Source organism: Pseudomonas mucoides (assembly GCF_015461845.1).
Lineage (GTDB): Bacteria > Pseudomonadota > Gammaproteobacteria > Pseudomonadales > Pseudomonadaceae > Aquipseudomonas > Aquipseudomonas mucoides.
Map to the genome: position 1 here is coordinate 116,857 of NZ_JACOPW010000011.1, position 26,929 is coordinate 143,785.

General features: G+C 57.9%; 17 protein-coding genes and 1 pseudogene. 5 read left to right on the forward strand and 13 right to left on the reverse strand.

Annotation, left to right across the window (positions count from 1 at the left end):
• Positions 1-36: 36 nt before the first annotated feature.
• A complete protein-coding gene (locus H8F22_RS30505) occupies positions 37-3,369 on the reverse strand; it encodes a YadA-like family protein (protein ID WP_194941062.1) in 3,333 nt (1,110 codons plus the stop codon).
• Between the two features lie 329 nt (positions 3,370-3,698).
• On the opposite strand from H8F22_RS30505, the gene H8F22_RS30510 reads away from it, so the two are divergent.
• Positions 3,699-4,682: a hypothetical protein gene (locus H8F22_RS30510; protein WP_155953746.1), complete on the forward strand. Its 984-nt coding sequence runs from the start codon at positions 3,699-3,701 to the stop codon at positions 4,680-4,682.
• 27 nt (positions 4,683-4,709) lie between these two features.
• Here H8F22_RS30510 and H8F22_RS30515 read toward each other — a convergent pair whose 3' ends face one another.
• From H8F22_RS30515 to H8F22_RS30525, 3 genes are read right to left on the reverse strand one after another with little or no spacing between them, the layout of a single operon-like run.
• Positions 4,710-8,363: a transporter substrate-binding domain-containing protein gene (locus H8F22_RS30515; RefSeq protein ID WP_027925474.1), complete on the reverse strand. Its 3,654-nt coding sequence runs from the start codon at positions 8,361-8,363 to the stop codon at positions 4,710-4,712.
• A complete protein-coding gene (locus tag H8F22_RS30520) occupies positions 8,364-8,990 on the reverse strand; it encodes a response regulator transcription factor (protein WP_027925475.1) in 627 nt (208 codons plus the stop codon). It abuts the gene before it with no gap.
• Positions 8,991-9,036: 46 nt separating this feature from the next.
• Entirely contained in the window at positions 9,037-10,200 is a 1,164-nt protein-coding gene (locus H8F22_RS30525; protein ID WP_177327622.1) for an EAL domain-containing response regulator, read from the reverse strand.
• A 524-nt stretch (positions 10,201-10,724) separates the two neighbouring features.
• Between H8F22_RS30525 and H8F22_RS30530 the strand changes: the two genes are divergently transcribed.
• Together H8F22_RS30530 and H8F22_RS30535 are read left to right on the forward strand one after the other, a co-directional pair.
• Positions 10,725-11,846 carry an HlyD family secretion protein gene (locus tag H8F22_RS30530; RefSeq protein WP_027925477.1) on the forward strand — a complete coding sequence of 374 codons (1,122 nt, stop codon included), beginning with the start codon at positions 10,725-10,727 and terminating at the stop codon, positions 11,844-11,846.
• Positions 11,843-13,435 carry a DHA2 family efflux MFS transporter permease subunit gene (locus H8F22_RS30535; protein WP_027925478.1) on the forward strand — a complete coding sequence of 531 codons (1,593 nt, stop codon included), beginning with the start codon at positions 11,843-11,845 and terminating at the stop codon, positions 13,433-13,435. The genes H8F22_RS30530 and H8F22_RS30535 overlap by 4 nt, the downstream gene beginning before the upstream one ends.
• Here the strand turns inward: H8F22_RS30535 and H8F22_RS30540 are convergent, their stop codons facing one another.
• The 5 genes and pseudogenes from H8F22_RS30540 to H8F22_RS30560 form a co-directional block, all read right to left on the reverse strand.
• Positions 13,436-13,876 carry a carboxymuconolactone decarboxylase family protein gene (locus H8F22_RS30540; protein WP_027925479.1) on the reverse strand — a complete coding sequence of 147 codons (441 nt, stop codon included), beginning with the start codon at positions 13,874-13,876 and terminating at the stop codon, positions 13,436-13,438.
• Between the two features lie 105 nt (positions 13,877-13,981).
• Entirely contained in the window at positions 13,982-15,430 is a 1,449-nt protein-coding gene (locus H8F22_RS30545) for a mechanosensitive ion channel family protein (protein WP_027925480.1), read from the reverse strand.
• A gap of 189 nt (positions 15,431-15,619) precedes the next feature.
• Positions 15,620-16,246, reverse strand: coding sequence for an isochorismate family cysteine hydrolase YcaC (gene ycaC / locus H8F22_RS30550; protein WP_007943416.1), 627 nt, complete (start codon positions 16,244-16,246; stop codon positions 15,620-15,622).
• 56 nt (positions 16,247-16,302) lie between these two features.
• Positions 16,303-16,710: pseudogene (locus H8F22_RS30555) on the reverse strand (isochorismatase family protein); the annotation flags it as partial.
• A gap of 65 nt (positions 16,711-16,775) precedes the next feature.
• Positions 16,776-17,642 (reverse strand): pirin family protein, encoded by an 867-nt coding sequence (locus H8F22_RS30560; RefSeq protein ID WP_027925481.1) that lies wholly within the window; start codon positions 17,640-17,642, stop codon positions 16,776-16,778.
• Positions 17,643-17,749: 107 nt separating this feature from the next.
• On the opposite strand from H8F22_RS30560, the gene H8F22_RS30565 reads away from it, so the two are divergent.
• Both H8F22_RS30565 and dkgB read left to right on the forward strand, forming a co-directional pair.
• Positions 17,750-18,655, forward strand: coding sequence for a LysR substrate-binding domain-containing protein (locus H8F22_RS30565; protein ID WP_194941063.1), 906 nt, complete (start codon positions 17,750-17,752; stop codon positions 18,653-18,655).
• A 134-nt stretch (positions 18,656-18,789) separates the two neighbouring features.
• Positions 18,790-19,593, forward strand: a complete 804-nt coding sequence (gene dkgB, locus H8F22_RS30570) for a 2,5-didehydrogluconate reductase DkgB (protein ID WP_194941064.1) — start codon at positions 18,790-18,792, stop codon at positions 19,591-19,593.
• A 3-nt stretch (positions 19,594-19,596) separates the two neighbouring features.
• On the opposite strand, the gene H8F22_RS30575 is transcribed toward dkgB, so the two are convergent.
• From H8F22_RS30575 to mgtA, 4 genes are all read right to left on the reverse strand, one after another.
• Complete coding sequence (locus H8F22_RS30575) at positions 19,597-22,794, reverse strand: transporter substrate-binding domain-containing protein (protein WP_194941082.1); 3,198 nt, start codon at positions 22,792-22,794, stop codon at positions 19,597-19,599.
• Between the two features lie 36 nt (positions 22,795-22,830).
• A complete protein-coding gene (locus tag H8F22_RS30580; RefSeq protein WP_059182453.1) occupies positions 22,831-23,451 on the reverse strand; it encodes a response regulator transcription factor in 621 nt (206 codons plus the stop codon).
• A 153-nt stretch (positions 23,452-23,604) separates the two neighbouring features.
• On the reverse strand, positions 23,605-24,024 hold the full coding sequence (locus H8F22_RS30585) for an ANTAR domain-containing protein (protein ID WP_027925486.1): 420 nt from the start codon (positions 24,022-24,024) through the stop codon (positions 23,605-23,607).
• Between the two features lie 165 nt (positions 24,025-24,189).
• Entirely contained in the window at positions 24,190-26,892 is a 2,703-nt protein-coding gene (mgtA, locus tag H8F22_RS30590; RefSeq protein WP_194941065.1) for a magnesium-translocating P-type ATPase, read from the reverse strand.
• Positions 26,893-26,929 lie beyond the last annotated feature (37 nt).

The window sequence follows — 26,929 nt, forward strand, 5'->3', positions numbered from 1 at the left end:
CCGGCATACGCCGGGCTCTGGATCAACGTGAAAGGCTTACCACTGATAACCCACACCCACCGATGCGCCGAATTCGCGCTGGGTGTTGGTCGTGGCTTGCAATTTGGTGACCCAGCGGCCGTTATCCGAGATCCGCGACACGCCCAAGGCCATCGCCGATTCACCGCGATAGGTACCCATGGAGCCGGAGGTCATGCTGGCACCCGCGGCATACGGCTGAGGCAGCGCGGCCATGGCCATTGCACCGGCGACACCGGCGCTCAAGTCGTCATCCAACTGTTTGATGTCTTTGTTCAACGCACTGTAGACCGAGTTGGTGTAGGCATTGGCATTGTTGGTCGCGTCAGTCACGCCCTTGTTCAACTGGCTCAGGTTGACTGCGTCTGTCGGCGCCGTACCGGCGGCCACGTTGGTAATCTGGCGCTCGCTGCCTGCTGCACCTACCGAAACACTGTTGGCACGATCAGCCACCGAGTTGGCACCCAGCGCTACCGAGTTGTCCGCCTTGGCGTTGGAGCCATTACCCGTCGCCGTCGAGTTGTTGCCCGCGGCGACGGCGTTGGTGCCGACGGCCGAGCTGTTCTTGCCCGATGCCTTGGCACCGGCACCGCCCGCCATCGAGTCCTCTCCCGTCGCTGACGGTTTTGGCAGGTTGCTGGTGTTGTTGACCTGGAACATGCCATCGGTGCCGTTTTGCAGATGAGTGACATTCGTCACCGCCTGGGTCACACGGTTGTCGACACTGGAAATTCGCTTGTCCTGATTCACAACGGAGGTATTGATCGTGCTGATCGAGTCATCGGTGTACTTCTTCGACTCGGCCACAGCACCGTCCAGCTGACGCAGGTTAACCGCATCGGTGGCGTCCTTACCGTCCGCGACATTGCTGAGTGTGCGGGTTTCGCCCGTTGCCGCGTTGCCAACGGACACTGTTCCTGATGTAACGTTATCGGCGCCAGAGTACTTGCCGGTATAGGTTTCAGCTCCACGACCGCCATCGCTGGACCCGCTGCCCAATGCAACGCTGCCATCAGCAGACGCCTTGGCCCCGTTGCCCACCGCAATCGCATTAGCGCCCGAAGCATTTGCACCGTTACCCGAAGCCACGGAACCAGCGCCCGACGCTAGGGCATTCGGTCCGATGGCAACCGACTCGGCCCCACTGGCCACGGAGTCAGCACCCGACGAGTTGGCATGGAAATACTTGATGCCCCCACCGTTGGTGATGCTGTTGATATTGCCTTCGATATTCGTCACCCGATTATCGATGCCGGTAACTTGCTGGCCCAAAGCAAAAAGCTGCGAACCGTTGACTGCATCCTTGGAGTTGGCGCTGAGATCACCCGCCCCCACGTTGGTAATTTTGTTGACGGTGTTACCGCCATGGCTCGCACTGAAAGCACCCAGGCTGGAATCCCACAACAACGCGTCATTCGCCAGGTTGTTGATGTTGGTGGTGTTGGTGGCCACCTGAGTGTTGGTCTGGTTGAGCTGCGACATGTTCACCGCATCGCTGTCAGCGACACCATTGGCCACATTGGTGATTTTGGTGCCACCGACGTGGGTGCTGTTGTCGTAGGTATCGCCACCCAGGGTGATGGTGTTGTGGGTGCTGTCGTCGTACTTGACCGCATCGGCCACAGAGGCCGCGGCGCCTGCTTCGACGGCTTTCAATTGCTTGACGTTGACCGCGTCCGCATCAGCGGCACCGGCCGACAGCCCGGTCATACGACGATCACCGATGTTGACTTCGCCTGTCGAGGTGCCGCCGACCCGGTAAGCCTGTTGACCCAGGGTGCTGCCATCCGCGACCGAGCCTGCGCCCAGTGCAACACTGCCGTCGTGGCTAGCCACTGCGCCCATACCGATCGCGACTGCATCCTGACCCGAAGCAACCGAATCCGTGCCGGTGGAGTTGGCGTGGAAGTACTTGGTGCCCGTCTCATAGAGGTTGGTCAGCGAGTTGCCAAGGTTGGTGATACTGCTGTTGGTTTCGGTCAATTGCGAATAATTCACCGCATCACTTGGCGCCTTGCCATCGGCCACGTTGGTGATGCGGGTGCCGCCGGTGTGGGTGCTGTTGTCGTAAGTATTGCCACCCAGGGTGATGGTGTTATGGGTGCTGTCGTCGTACTTGACGGCACCGGCATCGACCGCAGAGAGGGCCTGATTGGTCGCGTTCAGCTGGCTGCCGTTGATGGCGTCGGTACTGCTGGAATTGACCTGTCCCGCCGCTACGTTGATGATCTGGCGTTCCCCGTTGACGGAACCCACGCTCACCACACCCGACGGCGCGCCGCCCGCGTAGTTGTAGGTCGTGCCATTGATGACGCCTGTGGGCGTGGCCAATGCAGCTCGGTCGGTGCTGTTGTTGCCCAGCACCACACCGTTGTCCTGTGTGGTAGTGATGTTATTGCCCACCACAAATATGTTGTTATTCGCGACAGTGTTACCGTTACCCAAGGCGTAGCTGTTGTTGCCGGATACTCCTTTGAAATTGGAAGTAAGTCCGGTACCGATAGAACCGGAGCCACTGCCGGTCACCACGTTATCGGCGCCGATGGCAATGCTGGAACTGCCCTCGGCATGAGCAGACGTGCCCAACGCGATGGCGCTAAGCGCAGATGCTTTAGCTCTGTCGCCTACCGCCGTGGCACTCGAATCGCTCGCCACCGCCAGGTTACCGATACCCGTGCTGTTAATGCCCGATGCGATGGTCCAGGTACCTACCGCGATTCCGTTCGCACCCGAAGCAATCGGAGCATTACCGATACTGACTGAACTGTAGCCGGTGGCTTTGGTACCTGAACCAATGCCCACTGTGTAGCCTTCAGTGGCCTGAGCCCCGAAACCCAGCGCCAGAGACTTAACAATACTGGTGTTGCCACTCACCCCCGACACCGCGCCTTGACCCAGCGCCATGGTCTGCGATCCATAGGCCGCCGCGCCAGTACCGAGCGCGATGGCGTTGAACAATTGCGCCTTTGAGTTCGTACCAATGGCGATCGCGCCGCCCACGTGCCCATCAGCATCTACTGCGCCATCTGCTTTCGCAGTAGTGCCAAGCGCCAGGTCATTGACTTGCGCTGCGCTGGCTCCCTCACCGCATGCGAGCGCCTTATCCCCTGGCGCCGAGGGGGCCGTAACCCACGTCCCGTTAACCAGGCAGGTATTACCTGGCGCAGCCGAAGCAACGTTGATGGAACCGGCACCAAACAACAGTGCCGCCGTGGCGAGCTTAGTGGCCGAACTCATCTTCTTGAAGCCGCTGTCCAACGTTGAAGACTTGGTTTTGGAAGTTGCAAGTTCGGAAGCAACAACCCAGGTACTAAGTGTCGCATTCCAAACCAACTTGAATATCTTGTTCATTGCGTTTCCTGCTGAGCGTGTCGAGTGCCCCCAGATGAACTACCCGAGGCCGTAATGGCGACTTTAGATAGGTTGATTTGTATTTAATGTAGGAAATTTCCCAGCGCGCTTTCCTAACAAACACATTTCGACACGCTTTTGCGCTACGCCCTTTCGGTAGGAAATTTCCTACAAAAGCAGGGGCTTAGTCCTACATTTCCACCACTCTATTTGGTGAAGCATTCAGACACCCACGCAAAGGGATAACGATCTGCAGAGTTTCTCTGCTACAACCAAAACCACAAGATTTGAAGTGCCCCCAACCACTAAAGTCTGGAGTGAATTAATTCATGCCTAATGAGACACAGTCTTCCAGTCCGATGCCTAGTGTTTTGCGCCCGGCGACACCCAACAATCCGCCAAGCCATCAAAAATCAAAACAAGGCGCAATACTTGGCCAAGGGGAAAACACTGCACTTACTTCCCCCTTCATTCCGCCAACCGGCTCGGTGAAACCGGCGCCGCCCCCTGTAAAATCGAAACCGACCGCCTTTCAAGTGCCTAAAATCTGCCCTCTGTGCAGGACCCATCACACCGGTGCTTGCGCGACTAAACAGTCGACTCCACCCTCTTCCGACGCCGGAAAACCTGCTACCGCTCAAGAGATCCTCGACAAATATAAGAGCGGTTATGCTGCAACAGATAGAGTACTGCCCTTCACCCTCATGAAAGATGTAACAAACGACTCACTGAGCTTTTCTGAAAAGAAAGCCAGTCAAAAACATCTAGATAAAGTATCGAACAAGAAATTCGCCCTCCGACACTACACAAAATCAGTCGATGGACCACCGACTTACAACACCATCAACCCGAACTTTGAGCTGGTGAACACAGGTGTTAAAACACTTAACAGAACTCAAGGGAGCAATACAAACGAAGACGACTGGAATCGCCTTGGCAATACCGCATTTACGTTCTTTTTGTTAGCCATTGACGGAAAGGTTTCTGAACGGAGGTTTTTGGCCTCCATGACACATTATGCAGAATTTGATTTGGAAGACCCTGCACTGTTGTCCAGCCTGGGACTCGACACCGCCGAGTTTTTTGCATCTCCAGACTTACTGCATGAGAAAAACTTGTCCGCAGTCAAGGCTGTTAAAGGTCCGTTAAGTGAGCTGAAGTCTTTAATGATTGCCAGCTCAGAGCTTCAGCCTATTCAGTTGGGTATTATGCACGCCGCCCCTTTGCTTGAAGTCATTGACACCAAGTTCCAGGGAAGCCTGGAAATTAAAATTCCAGGTTCGGTTCCTGTGCCCCGATGGATTCCGGTCTAAGGAGCGATGACCCGCCAGCCTCTACGTTTAAGCCACGTAGAGGCTCAGCTTATCGGCCAATTGCTCCATCTCCCGCTGCAGCTCATCCACCGCTTCGGCCAATCGGGAAGTGTCCCGCCCCGTGCAGACGACTTCAAGATGCTCACAGCACTGAATCAGTCGCTGAGCCCTGATGATGCGCGCTCCCCCCTTCACCCGGTGCGCCAGGCCCGACAATGCATTCAGGTCGTGCTTGGTGAACAACTGAATCAACCGTGCCATGTCTTCTTCATTCGCCGTGGACAGATCACCAATCAGACTATTGATCGACGCTTTGTCGCCCCGAGTCAGTTGCTCAAGGCTGCTCAGGTCAATCTCATTGCTGCCGTGCACCGAGGTCTGCTCCTCACTTCGTTCCATCGGCGCTACAGCCTCCAGGCACGCCTTCAATTCCTCAAGCCCGATGGGCTTGAACAGACAATCGTCCATGCCTGCTTCGATGCAACGAACCCGCTCCTCCTGTTGGGCGTTTGCTGTATACCCCAGGATCAAACACGGTACACGACCTTGGGTACGCTCCTCTTCGCGGATGACCTGGGTTAACTCGTAGCCACTCATCATTGGCATGTTGCAGTCTGTGATCACTACATCGAACCATTGACTGCGCCAGGCTTGCAGCCCTCGCGCACCGTCTTCGGCATCGCTCACCCGGTGTCCGAGGTGGCTTAGCTGCTGAGACAGCAACAGGCGATTGGCGGGATAGTCGTCAATAACCAGCACATTCAGCACATGATGTTGCAGGGCCACGTCGAACGGCATCATCCCGGGCAATTCAGCCAGTGGCTCCAGCGCCGGCAAATTCAGATGGACTTCAACCTTTGTTCCCTTGCCGAAAACGCTGCTCATGAGCAAACGCCCGCCCATCATTTCGCAGAGCGTGCGACTGATTACCAACCCCAACCCAGAACCACTGCGCGCGGACTGGGTGTTATTGCTTGCCTGGGTAAACGGGCTGAACAAGCTCTGCTGATCTTCATCCGAAATGCCAATACCAGTGTCCTCAATGACTAGGGCGACGGTCATAAACTGCGAGTTTTTGGCGGGACGGGCCTGCAGGCTCAATCGAACCTGACCGTCCTGGGTGAACTTGATCGCGTTACTCAGCAGATTGGAAACAATCTGTTTGAAGCGTAAAGGGTCAACGAGCACATCACTTGGCATCTGGAAGTCCAGATCCAGTAGCAGGCTCAGACGTTTTTGCCGGGCGACACCTTCGAAAACCCGTAACACCGACTCAAGAAGTTCACGCAAATTGGCCCTTTCTGGCGACAGGGACAACCGCCCGGACTCGATTCGGGCAATGTCCAGAATATCGCCGATCAGGTCCAGCAGGCCATGAGCCGCGCCAGACGCAACCTCAATGGCAAACCGATCCGTGACGCCTTGATCAGCCTTTTTCATCGCAATTTCGAGCATGCCGATGACGGCATTCATGGGCGTGCGGATTTCATGACTCATGGTGGCCAAAAACAGACTTTTGGCCCGGTTGGCATCATCGGCATGTTCCTTGGCCTCGTCGGCGACCAGCTTTGCTTCACGTAACTGCTCGACAAGCGCCTGGCGTTCGCTGATGTCGATCCAACCGGCAATCACGCCACCCACTTCGCCATTACTGTCGCGGTACGGCAGCATCCAGTGATAAATCTGCAGTTCACGGTCATCCAACAACCTGATTACACGATCTTCAACCATAGACATGCCGGTACTGGTGATCCGCTGGAACTCCTCCTCATAACGGCTCGCGTCCTCGGGGTGAAGCAACTTCACTTTGCCCTTCCCAATCACCGCCTCGCGCTCTACCCCAAAGACCTTGAGGTAACTGGAGTTGCAGATCAGCAAAATTCCATTGCGGTCCCGGATGTAAATCGGATGGGGGGTGCCATCAATCAAGACCCGCATAAACTCCAGTTGCTCATTGAGTGCATGCTCAGCCTCATCACGCCTGCGCAACGCCACCTTCATATAAGCGATCCATACCAGCGCCAGCGCCAACAGCACCAAAAACCCACAAACCACTTCGACGATAAATGCTCTATTGCGCGCCCAATAGCTGTCTTCGACCATCACGTCGTTACGCCAGCGATTCCTTATTTCATCCATTTCCTCGGGGGGGATACTCAACAGTGCCTTGTCGAGAATGGAATGGAGTTCCAACGCCCCACGACTTGTCGCAAAAGCCATCTGCGCGAAGTCATTACCGACGGTGCTGACGATTCGCAACTGACCTTCAAAACGATGATTGATCATGTGACTGCTGAGGATCAGCGTACCGACCATCGCGTCTACTTCCCCGCGGATGACCATACTCATAGCGTGTTCTGAGTCGTCAGCCTCCACCAAGCGGATTTTTGGATAGTTGCTCATCAGCCATTCGTGCATATTATTATTACGAGTCAGCACCAATCGCTTACCTGCCAGTTGCTCGAGTGCAATGGGAATATCGGCATCTGCCTTGGCTATCAGCACATAAGGCGAAGCCAGGTAAGGTCGTGTGAAATGCAGCACACGCTCACGAACCGGACTCGGAGTGAGCGTTGCCAAGAATTCAGAATCACTGTTGCCAACCGCCTCCACCATCGCAGAAACCGACGGCACCACCTGAATATCAAACTTCAGCCCTGTGCGAAGCGATACTTTGCTCAACACATCATTGGCAATGCCGACAAACTCGCCACTTTTGTTAACAAAAGACAAAGGTGGATAGCCGCCCACTACATTGACCCGAACACTCGGATGCTCATCCAGCCATCGTTGCTCGCTGCTACTGAAATTCAGACGCCGCTTGCCTGGCATGTTCTCCCCACCCGCCCCCCAGCGGTTCATGATTTCCATGCGCGCACTCACTGGAATCGCTGCGATGGCCGCATTAACGACACGAATCAGGGTTTGGTTGTCGCTGTTCATGACGAAACTGAAGTCGCGAACTTCCATGCGCGAGAAGTCCGCCAACTCGACATTATTTATAAAGTTATTATTAATCAGGTAATTGGCGCTGACCGAATCACCAAGATAAACATCCGCCTGCCCAAACGCTACGGCACCAATGGCGCTCAGCATGGAGGGGTAAACTTGCAGGGTCGCTTTAGGGTAAAAAGCCCGTACGGCATCAGGGGAAATGTAGTGGTACAGCATGGCAATGGTCTTGCCGTTCAGGTCAACCGGCAAATCACCGCCGTCACCCTTGCGAGTGATTAATGTAGGTTTGTCATTGGCATAAGGATGGCTGAGCACCATGTTCGGAAACTGCGACTCGTATTCATTGGCCGTTCCGACAAAATCCACGTCTCCTTTTCTGACCGCGTCCACAACCTCACCGCGACTGTCATAGCGGCGAATTTCAACTTTGAGCCCTAGAAGCTCGCCAATCAACTGCGCATAGTCAATCGTCACCCCTTCCATCTGATCATGATTGATCGTCATATCGAACGATGCGTAATCGGGAGTGGAGGCCCCCAAAAGCAAAATGCTCTTGGAGCGCAACCAACGCCAATCCCGCTCATCGAGCGTTACGTGATAACCACCGTTAACGTTCGATCGCCCCAACAGCCCAAGCGTTTTCGGCTCGGCCTCAACCGTGGAGCTGAAGTGGGCAGCAAGAACAAGCACGACCAGCGACAGACAGATCTGAAGTGACTTCATCATTTAAAGCAGATCATTGCGTTTGGCGAAATCGGCCAGATAAACAACCGAGGTCACATTGAGCTTCTCAATCAGCCTTGCCTTGTAGGTACTAACGGTCTTGTTACTCAAGAGCATGAGGTCACCAATTTCCTTATTACTGAGCCCGTTCGCCAGTTGTTTGAGAATCGCCAGTTCTCTATTCGAGAGCGAACGAATCAGCTCGTCATCCGTGGCGCTTCCATCGCTTCGGCGAACAGATTGAGCCTGTATGTCTGGAAAGTAGCTATAACCCGACATGATGACCTTGACGCCCCTGGCCAGTTCATCAAGACCATCGGTTTTGGAGATATACCCGGCCGCACCTGCACTCATGCACCTCATGGAATAAAATTTTGCAGGCAAAGAGGTCAATACCAGGATCTTGGTCGGGATATCCAAAGCCCGAATACGCCGAATAGCTTCCAGACCGTCAAGCTTCGGAATAGTGATATCCAGTACAAGCATGTCAGGTCTATGTGCAATGACCAGTTGAACGGCATCGGCACCATTATCGGTTTCCGCTACGATTTCAAAATTTTCATTCGCCAACAGCATTTTGACCGACGAACGTATGAACGGATGATCATCTACAACGATTGCATTTAACATTTGAGTTCCTTGTTACTCCCAAGATAACCACGGTGCTGGAGGCCATTTACGGGTTCCTTTCGCGCAGCCAGTGCCGAAGCCCTTCCGCACACATTGGACGTCCCAGAAAAAAACCTTGCCCTTCTTCACAGCCCATTTGCAATAACGAATCCCGAACCCATTCGCTGCCGATGCCTTCGATAACGAGGCTCATGTTTAACGACTGGGCCAGCGCCAGCGTGCTGATGACCATGGTTTTACTGATGGGATGATGGAGTGTATTTACAAATTTCTTATCAAGTTTTATCTGGCTGAAAGGGAGACGACAGAGCAGTTGCAGTGAGGAAAACCCCAAACCAAAATCATCAATGGCCAGACCACAACCCAGCATACGCAAGCGCAAAAGGTTGTCTCGCACCTTCGGCTCGAGATCAAGCAAACCGCTTTCCGCCACCTCGAAAATCAATAACGAGCCTGGGAGTTCATAACGCTTCAGGGCGCCCTGTATGTAATCAGCGAAATCGTCCGAAGCCATTTGAGAGGCATGCAAGTTGAACGCAATCTCGATATTGGTGTTTTGTCTGCGCATGTCCCTTAAAAAGGTCAGGCCCTGCACCAGAACCTGCTCGAACATTTGGTGAATCAGATTGTTCGCCAGCACCTCGGTCAGAAAGTCACGAGGCAATAACAAACCCCGCGTCGGGTGATTCCAACGGACCAGCGCTTCCACGCCTGTCAAGGAGCCTTCGCGCAAAGCGAGTTTGGGCTGAAACCAGGCCTGAAACTCACCTTGCGCCAATCCCCTGCGGATATCGTTGGCGCACGTTGCCTGTTTCAATATCTCGGGTTGCACCTTGGACTCCCCCCTGCGTTGCCGGTACTGCTGAATCATCCGATGCAAGGGTCTCATCCGCATGGGCTGACTCATTACGCCGAGCAACTCCAGGCCAACTAAAAGAGCGGTTCTCTCCAGTGCACGACTCACCGCTGGCTCCAGGGTACTGCACAGCGCTACGGCCCTGACCAATCCTGCCCTCGCTGCCTGTTGAAGAAACTCCAGATGATCAAGGTCTCTGCCAACCAGGTCACACAATACGATGTCAACGCCACCTGAGACCTGTAACTCTCGCAATGCCTGCCGGGTATCTGAGGCTTGAAGAATATCTGTTACGCCCAATCGCCGGAGCATCATTACGTGAATACTGCGCGTAAACGCGTAGTCATCCAGCACCAAAACCCTCGGGTAATCCATTTTGGGTCAATCGCTCTTCTACCTTTATGAAGCGCTGAATACTGGGTAAAAAGCAGAACACTCGCCGTAGGAAATAGCCCCCTAGCTTGTAGGGAATTTCCTAGAGACCCACCAACAGCCCAACTGCGATTCGTCCGCTTCGTACGTGCAAGCAGACTCGCAGCAAGAACGCCAAGGAGGCGCCGTTGGGAAAAAACCCCCAGGCCAGTCGTGGCAGTCATTGGAAATCCTTTGGTTTTACCGAACGCATCCTTATGCGCTCGCTAAAAGGTTAACGGCCGCAGAGTCAGAACATAAATAGAATGACGACAAGAGAGCGATAGAAAAAAACATCTGGTCGAATCAACGCCACCAGATGCCGACTAAGCCGGATCACAACGTGGCTCCCCCTCTTTTCAACCAAACAACCACCTGACGACCGGCAAAAAAAATCAATTGCCACTAAATATTACATACGTCATATTATCTACGTAATAAACACCCGTTTCCTACAGGTAACCCCCATGACCAGCATGCCCAGCCTTGAAACCGACCAAGCTGTCCCGGTGAGCACGCCCAAGCCTCCCCTGCTCAAACGGTTGATTCTGCTGACAGCGGTTGTCGCTGCCCTGGTTGCGGGCGGGCTGTATGCCTCGCACTGGTGGACAACCGGTCGTTTCATCGAAGAAACCGACGATGCCTACATCGGCGGCGACGTCACGGTGATCGGCCCGAAAGTCGCCGGGTACATCGAAGAAGTGCTGGTGACCGACAACCAGGCAGTCAAGGCCGGCGATGTCCTGATTCGTCTCGACTCCCGCGATTACCGCGCCAACCTGGCCAAGGCCGAAGGTGCAGTGGCTGCTGAAGAGGCGCTGCTGGCGAATCTCGACGCTACCGAACAACTGCAGTACGCCGTGATCGGCCAGGCCCGTGCCGGGATCGATGCTGCGGGCGCGGAAACCTCCCGCTCCCGGGATGACAATGCCCGCTACAAAAAACTGGTGAGCACCAACGCGGTCTCGGTGGAAAGCGCTCAGCGCGCTGATGCTACGTTCAAAACCGCTCAGGCGATCAGCTCGCGGGCCCAGGCCGAATTGTTGGCCGCGCAACGTCAGTTGAACGTGATCGCCACCCAGAAACAGCAAGCCCGCGCCGCGTTGATGCAGGCCCGCGCCGAACGGGATCTGGCGCAATTGAATGTCGGTTACACCGAACTCAAGGCGCCGGTGGATGGCGTGATCGGCAATCGCCGGGCGCGGGTCGGCGCGTATGCGCAGGCCGGTTCGCAGTTGCTGTCGGTGGTGCCGTCCAGTGGTTTGTGGGTCGATGCCAACTTCAAGGAAGATCAACTGGCGCGGATGATTCCGGGCCAACGCGTGGTCATCCATGCGGACGTGCTGTCAGGGCAGGAATTCCACGGTCATCTGGGCAGTCTTGCGCCGGCCAGCGGCTCGCAGTTCAGCGTGTTGCCACCGGAAAACGCCACGGGCAACTTCACCAAGATCGTCCAGCGGGTGCCGGTACGCGTCATCCTCGATCCGGCTGACGGAGTGCTCGGTCACTTGCGTCCGGGCCTGTCGGTGACGGCTGAAGTCGACACCCGCAAAAGCGCTGACATCCCAGCCGTGGCCAGCGCACCATGAGCCGCGCCCTCGCCGCCCCTGCGCAGCCGTTCAACCCCGCCAACATGGCGACGGCGACCAAGGTGTTCGCCTTCGCCAGCATGTGCATCGGCATGTTCATTGCGCTGCTGGATATCCAGATCGTTTCGGCCTCGTTGCGTGACATCGGCGGCGGCCTCTCCGCCGGCACCGATGAAACGGCGTGGGTGCAGACCAGCTACCTGATTGCCGAAATCATCGTGATTCCACTGTCGGGCTGGCTGTCGCGGGTATTTTCGACTCGTTGGTTGTTCTGCGCATCAGCGGTCGGCTTTACCTTGGCCAGCCTGCTCTGCGGCGCGGCCTGGAACATCCAGAGCATGATCGCCTTCCGCGCGCTGCAAGGCTTTCTCGGCGGTTCGATGATTCCGCTGGTGTTCACCACGGCGTTCTTTTTCTTCACCGGCAAACAACGGGTGATTGCCGCCGCAACCATCGGCGCGGTGGCCTCGCTGGCACCGACATTAGGGCCGGTAATCGGCGGCTGGATCACCGACATTTCGTCCTGGCACTGGCTGTTCTACATCAACCTGGTGCCGGGTATTTTCGTTGCCGTGGCCGTGCCAATGCTGGTGAAAATCGACCAGCCGGAACTGTCGCTGCTCAAGGGCGCCGACTACCTGAGCATGGTGTTCATGGCGCTGTTTCTCGGCTGCCTGGAATACACCCTCGAAGAAGGCCCACGCTGGAACTGGTTCAGCGACAGCACCATGCTCACCACTGCCTGGATCAGCGGCCTCGCCGGCCTGGCCTTTATCGGCCGGACCTTGCACGTCGCCAATCCGATTGTCGATCTGCGCGCCCTGAAAGACCGCAACTTCGCCCTCGGCTGTTTCTTCTCGTTCGTCACCGGGATCGGCCTGTTCGCCACCATTTACCTGACGCCGCTGTTTCTCGGCCGGGTGCGGGGCTACAGCGCGCTGGACATTGGACTGGCGGTTTTCTCCACCGGGGTGTTCCAGATCATGGCGATTCCGCTGTATGCCTTTCTGGCCAACCGCGTGGATCTGCGCTGGATCATGATGACCGGACTCGGCCTGTTCGCCTTGTCGATGTGGGATTTCAGCCCGATCACCCATGACTGGGGGGCCAGGGAGCTGATGCTGCCGCAAGCGTTGCGCGGGATTGCCCAGCAATTGGCGGTGCCACCGGCCGTGACGTTGACCTTGGGTGGTCTGGCGCCGGCGCGGCTCAAACATGCTTCGGGGTTGTTTAATCTGATGCGCAACCTGGGCGGCGCCATCGGCATCGCCGCCTGTGCGACCATCCTCAACGACCGCACCAACCTGCATTTCACCCGGTTGGCGGAACACCTGAACAGCACCAACGAAGCACTGAACCAGTGGCTGTCGCAGGTCGGCAACAACTTCGCCACCCTCGGCCAGAGCGGTGACACGAGCGTCACTGCCAGCCTGCATCAGCTATGGCTATTGACCTACCGCGAAGCCCAGACACAAACCTATGGCGACGCGTTTTTGATGATCATGGTCTGCTTCATCATCGCCACGGCGATGGTGCCCTTGATGCGCAAGGTGCAACCACCGGCCGCGCCGTCAGCAGACGCACATTGATCAGGCTTGAGGCATTTTGCGGAAACCAATCGCCAGACGGTTCCAGGCGTTGATGGTGGTAATGGCCACGGTCAGGTCGACCATTTCTTTCGGGCTGAACTCGGCGGTGGCCAGCTCGTAGTCTTCATCCGGCGCGTGGGTCTGGCTCACCAGCGTCAGGGACTCGGTCCAGGCCAGTGCCGCACGTTCACGCGGGGTAAAGAACGGCGTTTCGCGCCAGGCCGACAACGTAGCCAGACGGCGCTCGTCCTCACCGCCCTTGCGGGCATCGGCGCTGTGCATGTCGAGGCAGAACGCGCAGCCGTTGATTTGCGAAGTGCGCAGCTTGACCAGTTCGATCAGGTTTTTTTCCAGCGGCAGCTTCGACACCGCGGTTTCCAGGGCGATCATGGCTTTGAGCGCATCAGGGGAAGCGGTGTAGAAATCGATACGAGGTTTCATGGTGGACTCCGGTAGCAAGTGGGGATGGAGCTAAGTTAATCCCGCCCGCCCTTCGGACAAATAGCCAATATTCCAGAAGTCGAGGAGGCCACTCCCCCCAAACCGCTAAGCCCTATTACGCAACCACTGCAAAAACCCCTTACGCTCCACCACCTTCGGCACTTCCTGGGTCAACGTCTGCGCCTTGTTCAAGCGGAAATCCAGCAGCGCCTTCATCGACTCGCCAATGTCATGCCGCGCATCCAGGCACGGTTTGAGATAGTCCTTCTCAATCCGGTACAGGCTGCAAGCGGTCTTGGCGATGAAGTCGGCCGGCATCGCCGTATCCTGCAAGATCCCGCCCTCGCCAATCACCTCGCCCGGTCCCATGCGTCCCGACTCGAACTTGACCCCGGCACGGCTCAACTCCACCGAGACCACTCCGGATTCGATGATGAACAAATGATCGCTGACCTCTCCCGCCGGCAGGATCATGTCCCCGGCACGGAAGGTTTGCAGGGTCATGTGCTGGCTGAAGGTCTCTTTCTCATCCTGACGCAGGGTCGAGAAAATCGCCGAGCTTTCCAGCAAGGCCCGTGGCCGTGACAAACCGGCAGGCACATTCGACTCGATGGTCGACAACAGGCTGACACCCGCGGCCTGCAAATGACGATATGACAGATCGAACAGCAGATTGCGCACCATGCGTTTCTGATCCATCGAGACCACGAAACCACTGATTTCATATTCCACACCTGCGGCACTGGAGCCCTTGAGGGCGACGCACGGTGCCGGTTTTTGCAACAAATGGCGGCAACCCTGCATGGCCCGTTCCAGTGCGTCGATGACTGTTTGCGGGCGTGTATGCGGGCTCAGTTGCAGGCTGATCGACACGCCAAAAATGTCGCTCGGCCGACTGAAGTTGATGATCTTGGCCTTGGCCGCCAGGGAGTTGGGGATCACCGCCATGCTGCCTTGGGCGGTTTGCATGCGCGTGGCGCGCCAGTCGATGTCGGTGACCCGGCCTTCGGTGCCATCGATGGAAATCCAGTCATCCAGTTGATAGGGTTTGGTGGTGTTGAGGACGATCCCGGAAAACACATCGCTGAGGGTGCTTTGCAAGGCCAGGCCGACGATGATCGCCAAGGCGCCGGAGGTGGCCAGCACGCCTTTGACGGGCAGGTCCAGCACGTACGCCAGCGCCGCAATGATCGCGATCAGGAAGATCACCGCACCGAGCAGATCCTGGAGCAACCGCCCCGTGTGCCCGACCCGCTGCATCATCACCGCGCCGATCAGCACCGTCAGGGTCCGAGCGCCGAACAGCCACCAGCCAATCTGCAAACCGGTGGCCGCCAGGTGCAATGGCACGTTGTCAGGCCAAGGGGCGACCTCCAGCGGGTTCAAGCCTTCGTTGAACAGCAGGACGCTGAACAACGAGAAAATCACCAGCCTGACCAGCAACTTCCAGTTACTGCCGGTGGCGCTGGCGCTGATCAACCGCCACAGCCCAAGATCAACCACGATCAGGACCATGGCGCAGACCAATGGATGATTGGTGAAAAAAGACAGCATCGAACGACTCCAACGAAGGCCAATGGCGCGAAGATCTCACACATTGGGCACAGTGTAGGAGGGTTTCATGCAAAACAAATGTGGGAGCGAACCTGCTCGCGATGGCGGTGTGACAGCCACTGCACACGTGTCTGTTATACCGCTTTCGCGAGCAGGCTCGCTCCCACCGGGGGTTTAGGTTGTCAGCCGTTATTTGCTGTTGGTCAATGTGTTGAAGCTGGTCATCAGGTTGCGATAGTCCGGAATATGGTTGGAGAACAAGGTGCCCAACCCTTCCACGTCGTTACGCCAGTCGCGATGCAGTTCACAGGCCAGGCCGAACCAGGTCATCAACTGCGCGCCGGAGGCCGACATGCGATCCCAGGCCGATTGTCGGGTCAGCTCGTTGAAGGTGCCGGAAGCGTCAGTCACCACGAACACCTCAAAGCCTTCGGCCAGCGCCGAGAGTGCCGGGAACGCCACACAGACTTCCGTCACGACGCCAGCGATGATCAGCTGTTTCTTGCCGGTCGCCTTGATCGCCTTGACGAAGTCTTCGTTGTCCCAGGCGTTGATCTGTCCAGGACGGGCGATGTAAGGCGCATCCGGAAACAGCGCTTTGAGCTCAGGCACCAGCGGGCCATTGGGACCGTTTTCGAAACTGGTGGTGAGGATGGTCGGCAACTTGAAGTACTTGGCCAGGTCGGCCAGGGCCAGCACATTGTTCTTGAAACGGTCCGGTTCGATGTCGCGCACCAGAGACAGCAGTCCCGCCTGGTGATCAACCATCAAAACCGCAGCGTTGTCCTTGTCGAGACGTTTATAAGAAGTCGTCATTGCAGTAGTCCTCGCGTGTTGTCGATGCCGAGTGGATATCGGCGTGGGGGAGTCGTTTAGCGCTGGGAGTCCAGCACTTCGTGTTCATTCGCCACTTGCTGAGCCTTGAGGTAGCTTTCGATCAACAATTGATAATGCGGCATGGCCTGGGCGTAGACAGCGGCCCACTGCTCGGCATCCGGACGGTTCCACGAGCCTTGCAGTTCAGACAGCGTAGCCATAATGTCGATCGGCACGACCCCGGCCTGCGCCAAACGGGCGATGGTCAGATCAGTGGCCAGTTTTGAGTGGTTGCCGGAGGCGTCGACCACCGCAAACACTTTGTAGCCTTCATGCACCGCCGCGATGGACGGAAACGCCAGGCAAACGCTGGTCAGCGTGCCGGCAATGACCAGGGTTTTCTTGCCGGTGGCTTTGACTGCCGCGTGAAACCCGGCGTTGTCCCAGGCATTGATTTCGCCCTTGCATACCCTGGCCTGGGAACCGCCCTACTCATCCTGTGCAGAGCGGGTTATTGACGGAGTACGGGCTAACCGTGCATCCGGCCGAAGCGACCGGACTGGAAGTCGGCGAAGGCCTGATGAATCTCTTGCTCGGTGTTCATCACGAACGGGCCGTGACCGACAATCGGCTCGTCGATCGGCTCGCCGCTGAGCAACAGCACCACCGCATCCTGGCTGGCTTCAAGGGTCAACTGATCACCCTTGCGATCGAACAGGGCCAACTGACCTTCGCCCACCGACTCCAGGCCATTGACCTGAACCGTGCCACGCAACACCACCAAGGCCGTGTTGCGACCGTCGTGCAGGTCCAGGGTCAGCAATTTGCCGCCCTTGAGACGCAGGTCCCAGACGTCAATCGGGGTGAAGGTGCGAGCCGGGCCGGTGTGGCCGTCAAACTCACCGGCGATCAAGCGCAAACTGCCGGCCTGGTCCTTGAGCGGGATGTTCGGGATGTCGCCATCGAGAATCGTCTGGTAACCGGCGTCGGCCATTTTGTCCTTGGCCGGCAGGTTGACCCACAGCTGCACCATTTCCAGGGTGCCGCCAGACCTGGCGAAACCTTCGGAGTGAAACTCCTCATGCACAATCCCTGAAGCGGCGGTCATCCATTGCACATCGCCAGGGCCGATCGTGCCGCCGCTGCCGGTGGAGTCACGGTGTTCCAGTTCGCCCTTGTAAACGATAGTCACGGTCTCGAAACCACGGTGCGGATGCTGACCAACGCCACGTCGTTCAGTGGTCGGGGTGAATTCGGCAGGCGCCGCGTGATCCAGCAGCAGGAACGGGCTGATGTGCTTGCCCAGGTTGTCGTAGGAAAACAGCGTCCGAACCGGAAAACCGTCGCCGACCCAATGGGTACGCGGGCTGGTGTAGATACCGATGATGTTTTTCATGGTGTCTCCTGATGAGGTGAGTGAAGCCATGGACAAAGCTTAAAACTCGAACCTTTGGTGCGCTAGACTGCAAAAACCAGCCTTTGCGTTCTATCTAAGGAACGATGATGGAAGACCTCAACACCCTTTACTACTTCACCCAAGTGGTGGAACACGGCGGTTTCGCCCCGGCTGGGCGGGCGTTGGACATGCCTAAATCGAAACTCAGCCGACGCATCGCCGAGCTGGAAGAACGCCTCGGTGTCCGCCTGCTGCACCGCACCAGCCGGCATTGTTCACTGACCGAAATCGGCCAGGCCTATTACCAGCGTTGCCTGGCGATGCGCGTGGAAGCGGAAAGCGCCGCCGAACTGATCGAACGCAATCGCTCCGAGCCTCAAGGCCTGGTTCGCATCAGTTGCCCGACGGCGCTGCTCAACTCCTGGGTCGGGCCCATGCTGACGCGCTATATGCTTAAGTTCCCGCTGGTGGAATTATTTATCGAGAGCACCAATCGCCGGGTCGACCTGATCCACGAAGGGTTCGACATCGCCCTGCGCGTGCGCTTTCCGCCGCTGGAAAACACCGACATGGTGATGAAGGTTCTGGGCAACAGCACTCAGTGCGTGGTGGGCAGCCCGGCCTGGGCCGAACGCCTGTCCTCCCCGGCCTCCCCTGCCGACCTGAGCGGTTTGCCGAGCCTGCATTGGGGCGCCGCCCAGCGTGAATATCAGTGGGAATTGTTCGGTGCCGAAGGCGCCAGCGCACTGATTCGACATACACCCCGCATGGTCACCGATGACCTGCTGGCGTTGCGTCACGCGGTAGTGGCGGGGATTGGCATCGCGCACCTGCCGAGCGTCGTGGTGCGCGATGACCTGGCGGCCGGCCGCCTGGTGGATCTGGTGCCGGGTTGGGCACCGAAATGCGGCGTCATCCATGCCATCTTTCCATCGCGCCGTGGACTGCTGCCGTCGGTGCGCACATTGATCGACTTTCTGGGCGAGGAGTTCAACCACGCGGACATCGCTTGAAGAGGCCGGCACACACCATCACTCTTGGCATTCATGACTTGCGGTAAACAGTGCTTTGCCCAGCCAGCGGTTTTTCCCAAGGATCGCGACGGGGATACTCCTGCTCATTCCCACTGCAATCCCTGGAGTCACAGATGTCTATTCCCGCCTTCGGTCTCGGTACGTTTCGCCTGCAAGGCCAGGTGGTCATCGATTCGGTAAGCACAGGCCTGGAGCTCGGCTACCGAGTGATCGACACCGCGCAAATCTACGAAAACGAAGCCGACGTCGGCCTCGCCATCGCCACCAGCGGTATCACCCGTGACGAGTTGTTCATCACCAGCAAAATCTGGGTCGCCAACTTCGCCAAGGACCGTTTGGTCGACAGCCTCAAAGAGAGCCTGCGCAAACTGCAAACCGACTACCTCGACCTGACGCTGATCCACTGGCCGTCGCCGGAAGACCAGGTGCCGGTCGAGGAATTCATGGGCGCCCTGCTTGAAGCCAAACAGCTTGGCCTGACCCGACAGATCGGCGTCTCCAACTTCACCGTCGACCTGATGAAGCAGGCCATCGCCGCCGTCGGTGCCGACCACATCGCCACCAATCAGATCGAACTGCACCCGTACCTGCAAAATCGTAAAGTCGTCGAGTTCGCCCGCAGTCATGACATCCAGATCACGTCCTACATGACCCTGGCCTATGGCGAAGTGCTCAAAGACCCGATCATCCAGCAGATCGCCGAACGCCTTCACGCCACCCCGGCGCAAGTCACGCTGGCGTGGGCCATGCAGTCCGGTTACGCGGTGATCCCTTCCTCCACCCAACGCGCCAACCTGCAAAGCAACCTCAAAGCCTGCGACCTGACCTTGAGCGACGCCGACATGACATCGATCGCCGGCCTTGATCGCGGCCAGCGGCTGACCAGCCCTAAAGGCATCGCGCCGCAGTGGGATTAAGCGTCAGCCGCGTGAGAGGCTTTGGTCCAGTCGGATCATCGCATGCTGCAACTGATCGACGGCTTCATCGATCATCGCCACGCGACCTTCCGCGCAAGCGCGCTCAAGTTGCTCGCAGCATTCGATCAAACGCTCCGCGCGGACCATCCGCGCGCTGCCCTTGATACGGTGCGCCAGCTCGTGAAGACGCGGGTGATCGTCACCCGCGTGGGCTTGCAGCAGATGATTGAGGTCTTCGTGGTTGGCCTTGGCCAATTCACGCAGCAACTGATTGATCAGCGTCCGGTCTTCGCCGACGTAAAGCTCCAGGCCGGTCAAGTCCATCTCCAGACTTGCTTGCGTGTCGGCCGGCAGGGCCGTTGGCTCACTGCCAAACCGCGAGGCCAGCCAGGCGCTCAAATCCGCCAGCAGAATGGGTTTGAACAGGCAGTCGTCCATGCCCGCTTCCAGGCACCGAATCCTTTCTTCAGGTTGCGCGTTGGCGGTAAACCCCAGAATCAGCGTGGGCGGCAATCCATAGGCGCGCTCTTCATCACGAATCGCACCCGCCAACTCATAACCACTGAACCGGGGCATGTTGCAGTCGCTGATGACCACACCGAACTCATGGGCGCGCCACAACTCAAGCGCTTGCAGGCCATCTTCGGCCTCCATGACCCGGTGCCCCAGATAGCTCAGTTGACGCGTCAGCAACAAGCGATTGGCCGGATAATCATCGACCACCAAAATCGTCAGGGGTCGGGTGGACAGCGCCAATCCACGGTCCATCGCCTCGCCGGCAGGCAAGGCTTTCAACGCCACCAAGGACAGACTGATGTCAGCCTGAGTGCCCCGCCCCAGGACACTATCGAGCGCCAACCGTCCGCCCATCATTTCGCACAGGGTGCGGCTGATGACCAGCCCCAGTCCAGAGCCTTTGCGTCCCGACTGCAGGTTGTTGCCGGCCTGGACGAACGGGCTGAACAACCGCTGCTGATCCACGGCGCTGATGCCGATGCCGCTGTCCTCAATGTGCACCGCGACGGCCAGATGACCCGGAATTCCCGGCACCACCCGCAGTGTCAGGCTCACTTCACCCGTCTGGGTAAACTTGATTGCATTGCTCAACAGATTGGACAGCACCTGCTTGAAACGCGTGGGGTCAATCAACACGTCACGGTCACTGCGTTCATCCAGATCAACCCGCCATGCCAGGCCTTTTCCCCGTGCCAGCCCTTCAAACACCCTGCACACCGATGCCACCAGCGCATGCAAATTGACACGCTCGGGGGTCAGGGACAGATGCCCGGATTCGATGCGCGCGATGTCCAGGATATCGCCGATCAACGCCAATAACTGCTGCGCCGCAGTGGAGGCTACCTCCAGGGCTGAACGATCGGCGATGCCCTCTTTCGCGCGCATCCCGGCCATTTCGAGCATGCCGATCAAGGCGTTCATCGGCGTACGGATTTCGTGGCTCAAGGTCGCCAGGAACGTGGTTTTCGCGCGATTGGCGTCGTCGGCCGCGTCTTTGGCGTCTTGCAATTGCTGCAACCATTGTTGGCGCTGGCGGATCTGCCGACGTTGCCAGGCGATCCAGCTCACCGCCAGCAGAAGCAACACGGCGGCGGCGGCGAACGCCTGCAGGATGGCTGGCCGGTGACGCAGCCAATAACTGTCATCCACTACCACATCATTGCCCCAGCGGGTGACCAGACCGTCCATTTCAGCAGGCGAAATACTCAGCAACGCCTTGTTCAAGATCGATTGCAACTCCGGGTCTGCACCGTCCGTTGCCATCGCAATGCGCGCCGGTTCGTCACCCACGGTGCTGCTGATCCGTAAGCGTCCCGAGTAATACCGGGCAATCAGATAACGGGTCATGAACAATGAACTGACGGCCGCGTCGGCTTGTCCGTTCATGACTGACTCCAGCCCCTGCGCCGGGTTTTCAACATCCACCATGCGCACCCCAGGCACCCGCGCCTGAATGAAGGCGCGCACCGGGTGGCTGTGGTAAATCGCCAGGCGCTTACCGGCCAGTTCGTCCAGTGTCTTGGGGCTATCGGGTGTGATTGCGCTGACGAGCGTGTACGGATTGGTCACATAGGGGCTGGTGAAGTGCAGATCGGCGACACCTTCGGTGGTCGGGATGATGGCGGGTATGACGTCGATCTCGCCCGCCTTCAGTTGCTGGATCTGTTGATCAAGGGATCGCTCCCGTAACACCTTGAAGTTCAAACCGCTGCGCTGGCTGATCAGCGACAGCAATTGCGCGGTCAACCCGCTGAATTGTCCCTCGGCATTGAAAAACGTCAAAGGCGCGAAGTTCTCGACTACCCCGACAGTGACGTGTGGATGACGCTCTAGCCACTGCTGCTCACTGGCGCTCAGATTGACTCGCGACTGTCCCTGCGTGTTGACCCTGCCGGCGCTCCAACGCTGTTCGATGAGCGCACGCTGGTTCATCGGGATCGCCGCCAGGGTCTTGTCGATGATGGCCTTGAGCGGCAGGTTGTCCCGCGACAGGGCAAAGCCGAACGGATTGGCGTCGAGACCGGACGGTCCCATCAACTGAACGTTATTGGGGTAATTATTGTTGATCAGGTAATTGGCGCTGATGAGGTCCCCGAGGTACACGTCATCTTTCCGATACGCCACCGCCCCCAGCGCATCGAGCGCAGACGGGTAGCGATACAGCCTGGCCTCGGGATAAAACATTTCGACCGTCTGCGCCGGCAGATAGTCATCGACCATCGCAATGCGTTTGCCCGCCAGATCCTCGGGCATGCGTTCGTCCAGCCGGGTGGCCAGCATTGGCTGATCTTCAGCATAGGGGCTGGACAGGATCAACCCGGGATCGGCCGCTTCGAAGTTGTTCGAGGTTCCCAGCAGATCAAGCCGGTCGTATTTCAGGGCTTCCATGGCCGCTTCCCGCGTGCCATACCGCTGCACTTCAATCGGGATGTCCAGCAGTTGCGCAATCAGTCGGGCGTAATCGGCGGTGATGCCTTCCAGCTCATCATGATTGCGCGTGATTTCGAAGGGCGGGTAATCCGGCCCACTCACTCCGAGGCGCAGGACCCGTTTGCTGTGCAGCCATTGCCGATCCTTTTCATTCAGATGGACCGCGTAACCCTCCACCGTGGAACGCCCCAGCAGTTGCAAGTACTTCGTCTGCGCAGGCACGGCCGACAGGGCCGCTGGCGCCAGACACAGCATCAATACGCACAACAGGACACGCACGTTCAGGCGCCCTCAGATCAAGTGATTGCGGATGGCAAAGTCGCGCAGGTGCACAGCTGCCTGCACACCAAGCTTTTCGATCAAACGGGTCTTGTAGGTGCTGACTGTCTTGTGGCTCAAGTGCATCGCCTCGGCGATGGCCTTGTTTGCGGTACCCCGAGCCAGGTATTGGAGAATGGTCAGTTCGCGGTTGGAGAGTTTGTCGACCATTTGCTTTTCGCTTTGCTGCAGCGCGTCCATGGAGGCGCTGGGCAGTTGTGCGAAGTAGGTGTACCCGGCCATCAGCGCGTGTATGGCCTTGTGCAACTGACTCAAGTCGTTGGTCTTGGAGACGTACGCCAAAGCACCGGAGCGCATGCAACGCTCTTGAAAAAACAATGGGTCAAGGGACGTGAACACCAACACCACACACGACAAGTCGCTGTTTTTGATTCGCTCAAGTACATCCAGCCCGTTACCACCGGGCATCACCAGATCCAGAATCACCAGATCAACAGTGTGCTCACGAAGAATCGCCGACGCATCACCCACGCTGGCCGCTTCATGAATCTGTTTAAATCCTTCCCGTTCAAGCACCAGTTTGACTGCGGCACGAACCACCGGATGATCGTCCACAATCAGCACTGACTTCATGGAAACTCCCTGTGCAAAAAATCGACGATGACGCCACGGATGCGCGCCGGAAAAGGCCAGAGTGCACGCAGCAACTGCGCGAAAACTCTTACATGGCGGAAGGATGAAAACTACCTGTCAGAAATGACAGTTCCGACGAACGGGCACCTCTATTCAGCCCGTTTTTTGCTGATAGTGCCCGACCAGATCATGACGGGTACTCACCAACGGATCGACACGGGACATCAAGTGCCGGATACACATCAAGTCGGGGAGCAGTACGGTGCTCGTCTGAATTGGCTGTTGCGTGCAAATCGAATTCTGCGCGCGTTCGTCGTTGAAAATCATGGCATGACGAACCTGGGGGTTATCGAGGAAAAACCCCCGCAGGTCCAACGAGCCCTTCGCCAGAGAAGCATTGATGACCACCAGGTCAAACGGCTCGCAACCGTATTCGACCAGCGTCAACAGCTCTTCAAGGTGTTGAACCGGTGCCACCCGGTAGTAACCCAGCTGGTTAAACACGCGCTCAACCTTCATACGGTGGAAGTGTTGCTCGTCGGCAATCAGGATTCGTAATGCTTTATTCATCATTCCGGGGCCTGCAGGGTGACCAAAGTGTGGCGCAAGGCTACGGAAGCTTGGTACCGGTTTATGTAGGACTTTTCCTAAATGCTCGCTCACACTTTCTGATTTTTACGAGGGTTCACGGCTGGATCCGCCCCCCTCGCCTCCGGGATAGCGTCACAACCAGACGATTTACTGCCAGCCAAACCGCCGAATGTAGAACCCTTTCACCGCCTGCGTCAGCGCCATGTACGCCAGCAGAATCACCGGCAGAAACACGAAGTACATCGATGGCAGTGCCTGGAGTTTGAAGTAGTGCGCCAGCGGCCCCATCGGCAGGAAAATGCCGACCGCCATGATGATCCCGGTCATCACCATCAACGGCATCGCGGCGCGGCTTTGCAGGAACGGGATTTTCGGGGTGCGGATCATGTGCACGATCAGCGTCTGGGTCAGCAGTCCGACCACGAACCATCCGGACTGGAACAACGTCTGGTGGTCCGGGGTATTGGCGTCGAACACGTACCACATCAAGGCAAACGTGGTGATGTCGAAGATCGAGCTGATCGGCCCGAAGAACAGCATGAAGCGCCCGACATCCGCCGGTTGCCAGCGCTGTGGTTGCTTGAGCATTTCTGCATCGACGTTATCGAACGGGATGGCGATCTGCGAAATGTCGTAGAGCAGGTTCTGCACCAGCAGGTGCATGGGCAGCATCGGCAGGAACGGGATGAACGCACTGGCCACCAGCACCGAGAACACGTTGCCGAAGTTCGAACTGGCGGTCATTTTGATGTACTTGAGCATGTTGGCGAAGGTGCGGCGCCCTTCCAGTACGCCCTCCTCCAGCACCATCAGGCTTTTTTCCAGCAAGATGATGTCGGCCGCTTCCTTGGCGATGTCGACGGCGCTGTCCACCGAAATACCGATGTCGGCGGTGCGCAGGGCCGGGGCGTCGTTGATGCCGTCACCCATGAACCCGACCACGTGGCCGTTGCCCTTGAGCAGGCGCACGATGCGCTCCTTGTGCGACGGCGTGAGTTTGGCGAAGACGTTGGTGGTCTCCACCGCCACGGCCAGTTGGGCGTCACTCATGCGCTCAATGTCGTTGCCCATCAGCAGCCCCTGCTGTTCCAGACCGACTTCGCGGCAGATTTTCGCGGTCACCAGCTCGTTGTCACCGGTCAGCACTTTTACCGCCACACCGTGAGCCGCCAGCGCTTTGAGGGCCGGTGCGGTGCTTTCCTTGGGTGGGTCGAGAAACGCCACGTAACCGATCAGCGTCAGCTCCTGTTCATCGGCCAGGCTGTAAGTGTCGCGGCCTTCGATCATTGGCCGCGCAGCCACCGCGACGACTCGCAGGCCTTCGGCGTTGAACGTCGCCGTCACCTGGCGAATCCGCGCCAGCAATTCATCGCTGAGCGCCTCATCAACGACGCCGTGGCGTACCCGCGTGCACACCGCCAGCACTTCCTCCACCGCGCCTTTACAGATCAGCAGATGAGCATGCTCGCGCTCGGCGACCACCACCGACATGCGCCGGCGGGTGAAGTCGAACGGGATCTCGTCGATCTTGCGAAACGCTGTGCCGACCTTGAGTTCACGGTGGATTTCCACGTGTTCGAGCACCGCAACGTCCAGCAGGTTTTTCAGGCCGGTCTGGTAGTAGCTGTTGAGGTACGCCATTTCCAGCACGTCATCGGAGTCATTGCCCCAGACGTCGACGTTGCGCGCGAGGAAGATTTTGTCCTGGGTCAGGGTGCCGGTCTTGTCGGTGCACAGCACGTCCATGGCGCCGAAGTTCTGGATCGCATCCAGACGCTTGACGATGACTTTTTTGCGCGACAGAAATACCGCGCCTTTGGCCAACGTCGAGGTGACGATCATGGGCAGCATTTCCGGGGTCAGGCCCACGGCAATCGACAACGCGAACAGCAGCGCCTGGGTCCAGTCGCCCTTGGTGAAACCGTTGATGAACAACACCAGCGGCGCCATCACGAACATGAAGCGGATCAGCAACCAGCTGACTTTGTTGACCCCGGTCTGAAACGACGTCGGCGCACGATCAGTGGCACCCACTCGCTGCGCCAGCGCACCGAAATACGTGTCGTTGCCGGTGGTGAGAATCACCGCCATCGCCGTGCCGGACACCACGTTGGTGCCCATGAACAGAATGTTGTCGAGGTCCAGCGGGTTACGGGTGTCGTTATCTTGCTGGCGCGGAAATTTTTCCACCGGCATCGATTCGCCGGTCATCGCCGCCTGACTGACGAACAGGTCCTTGGCGCTGAGCACCCGGCAATCGGCGGGAATCATGTCGCCGGCCGAAAGCACGATCAGGTCGCCCGGCACCAACTGTTTGATCGGCAACTCGATGCGCTGTGCGTCGCGACGCAGGACTGTCGCGGTGTTGCTCACCATCGCCTTCAGCGCGTCGGCGGCCTGGTTGGATTTGGTTTCCTGCCAGAACCGCAGCAATGTCGAGAGCACCACCATGGAGAAAATCACGATGGCGGCTTTCATGTCCTCGGTCAGCCACGAGATGACCGCGAGCAACGTCAGCAGCAGGTTGAACGGGTTTTTGTAGCAGTGCCACAGATGCGTCCACCACGGCAGCGGTTGTTCATGCTCGACCTCGTTGAGGCCGAAACGCTCGCGCAGGGCGTCGGCTTCCTCCTCGCTCAGGCCATCGGTGTGCGTGCCGAGTCTTTCCAGCAATTGGCCGGTGTCGCTGCTGGCGGCGCCCACCAGGGTTTGCGCCAGCGTCGGCGGTACTTCACGGCTGACCGTGGTGTCGGTGAAGGTTTCCAGCAGCGCCAGACGACGGAAGTGCCGGGCGATGTGGCGGGTGCGCAGGAATCCGGCAAAGAATTCCTTGAGCAGGGTCAGGTTCATGGCGTTGCCCCCAGGGTCAGCCGGGAAACCTTCGAGC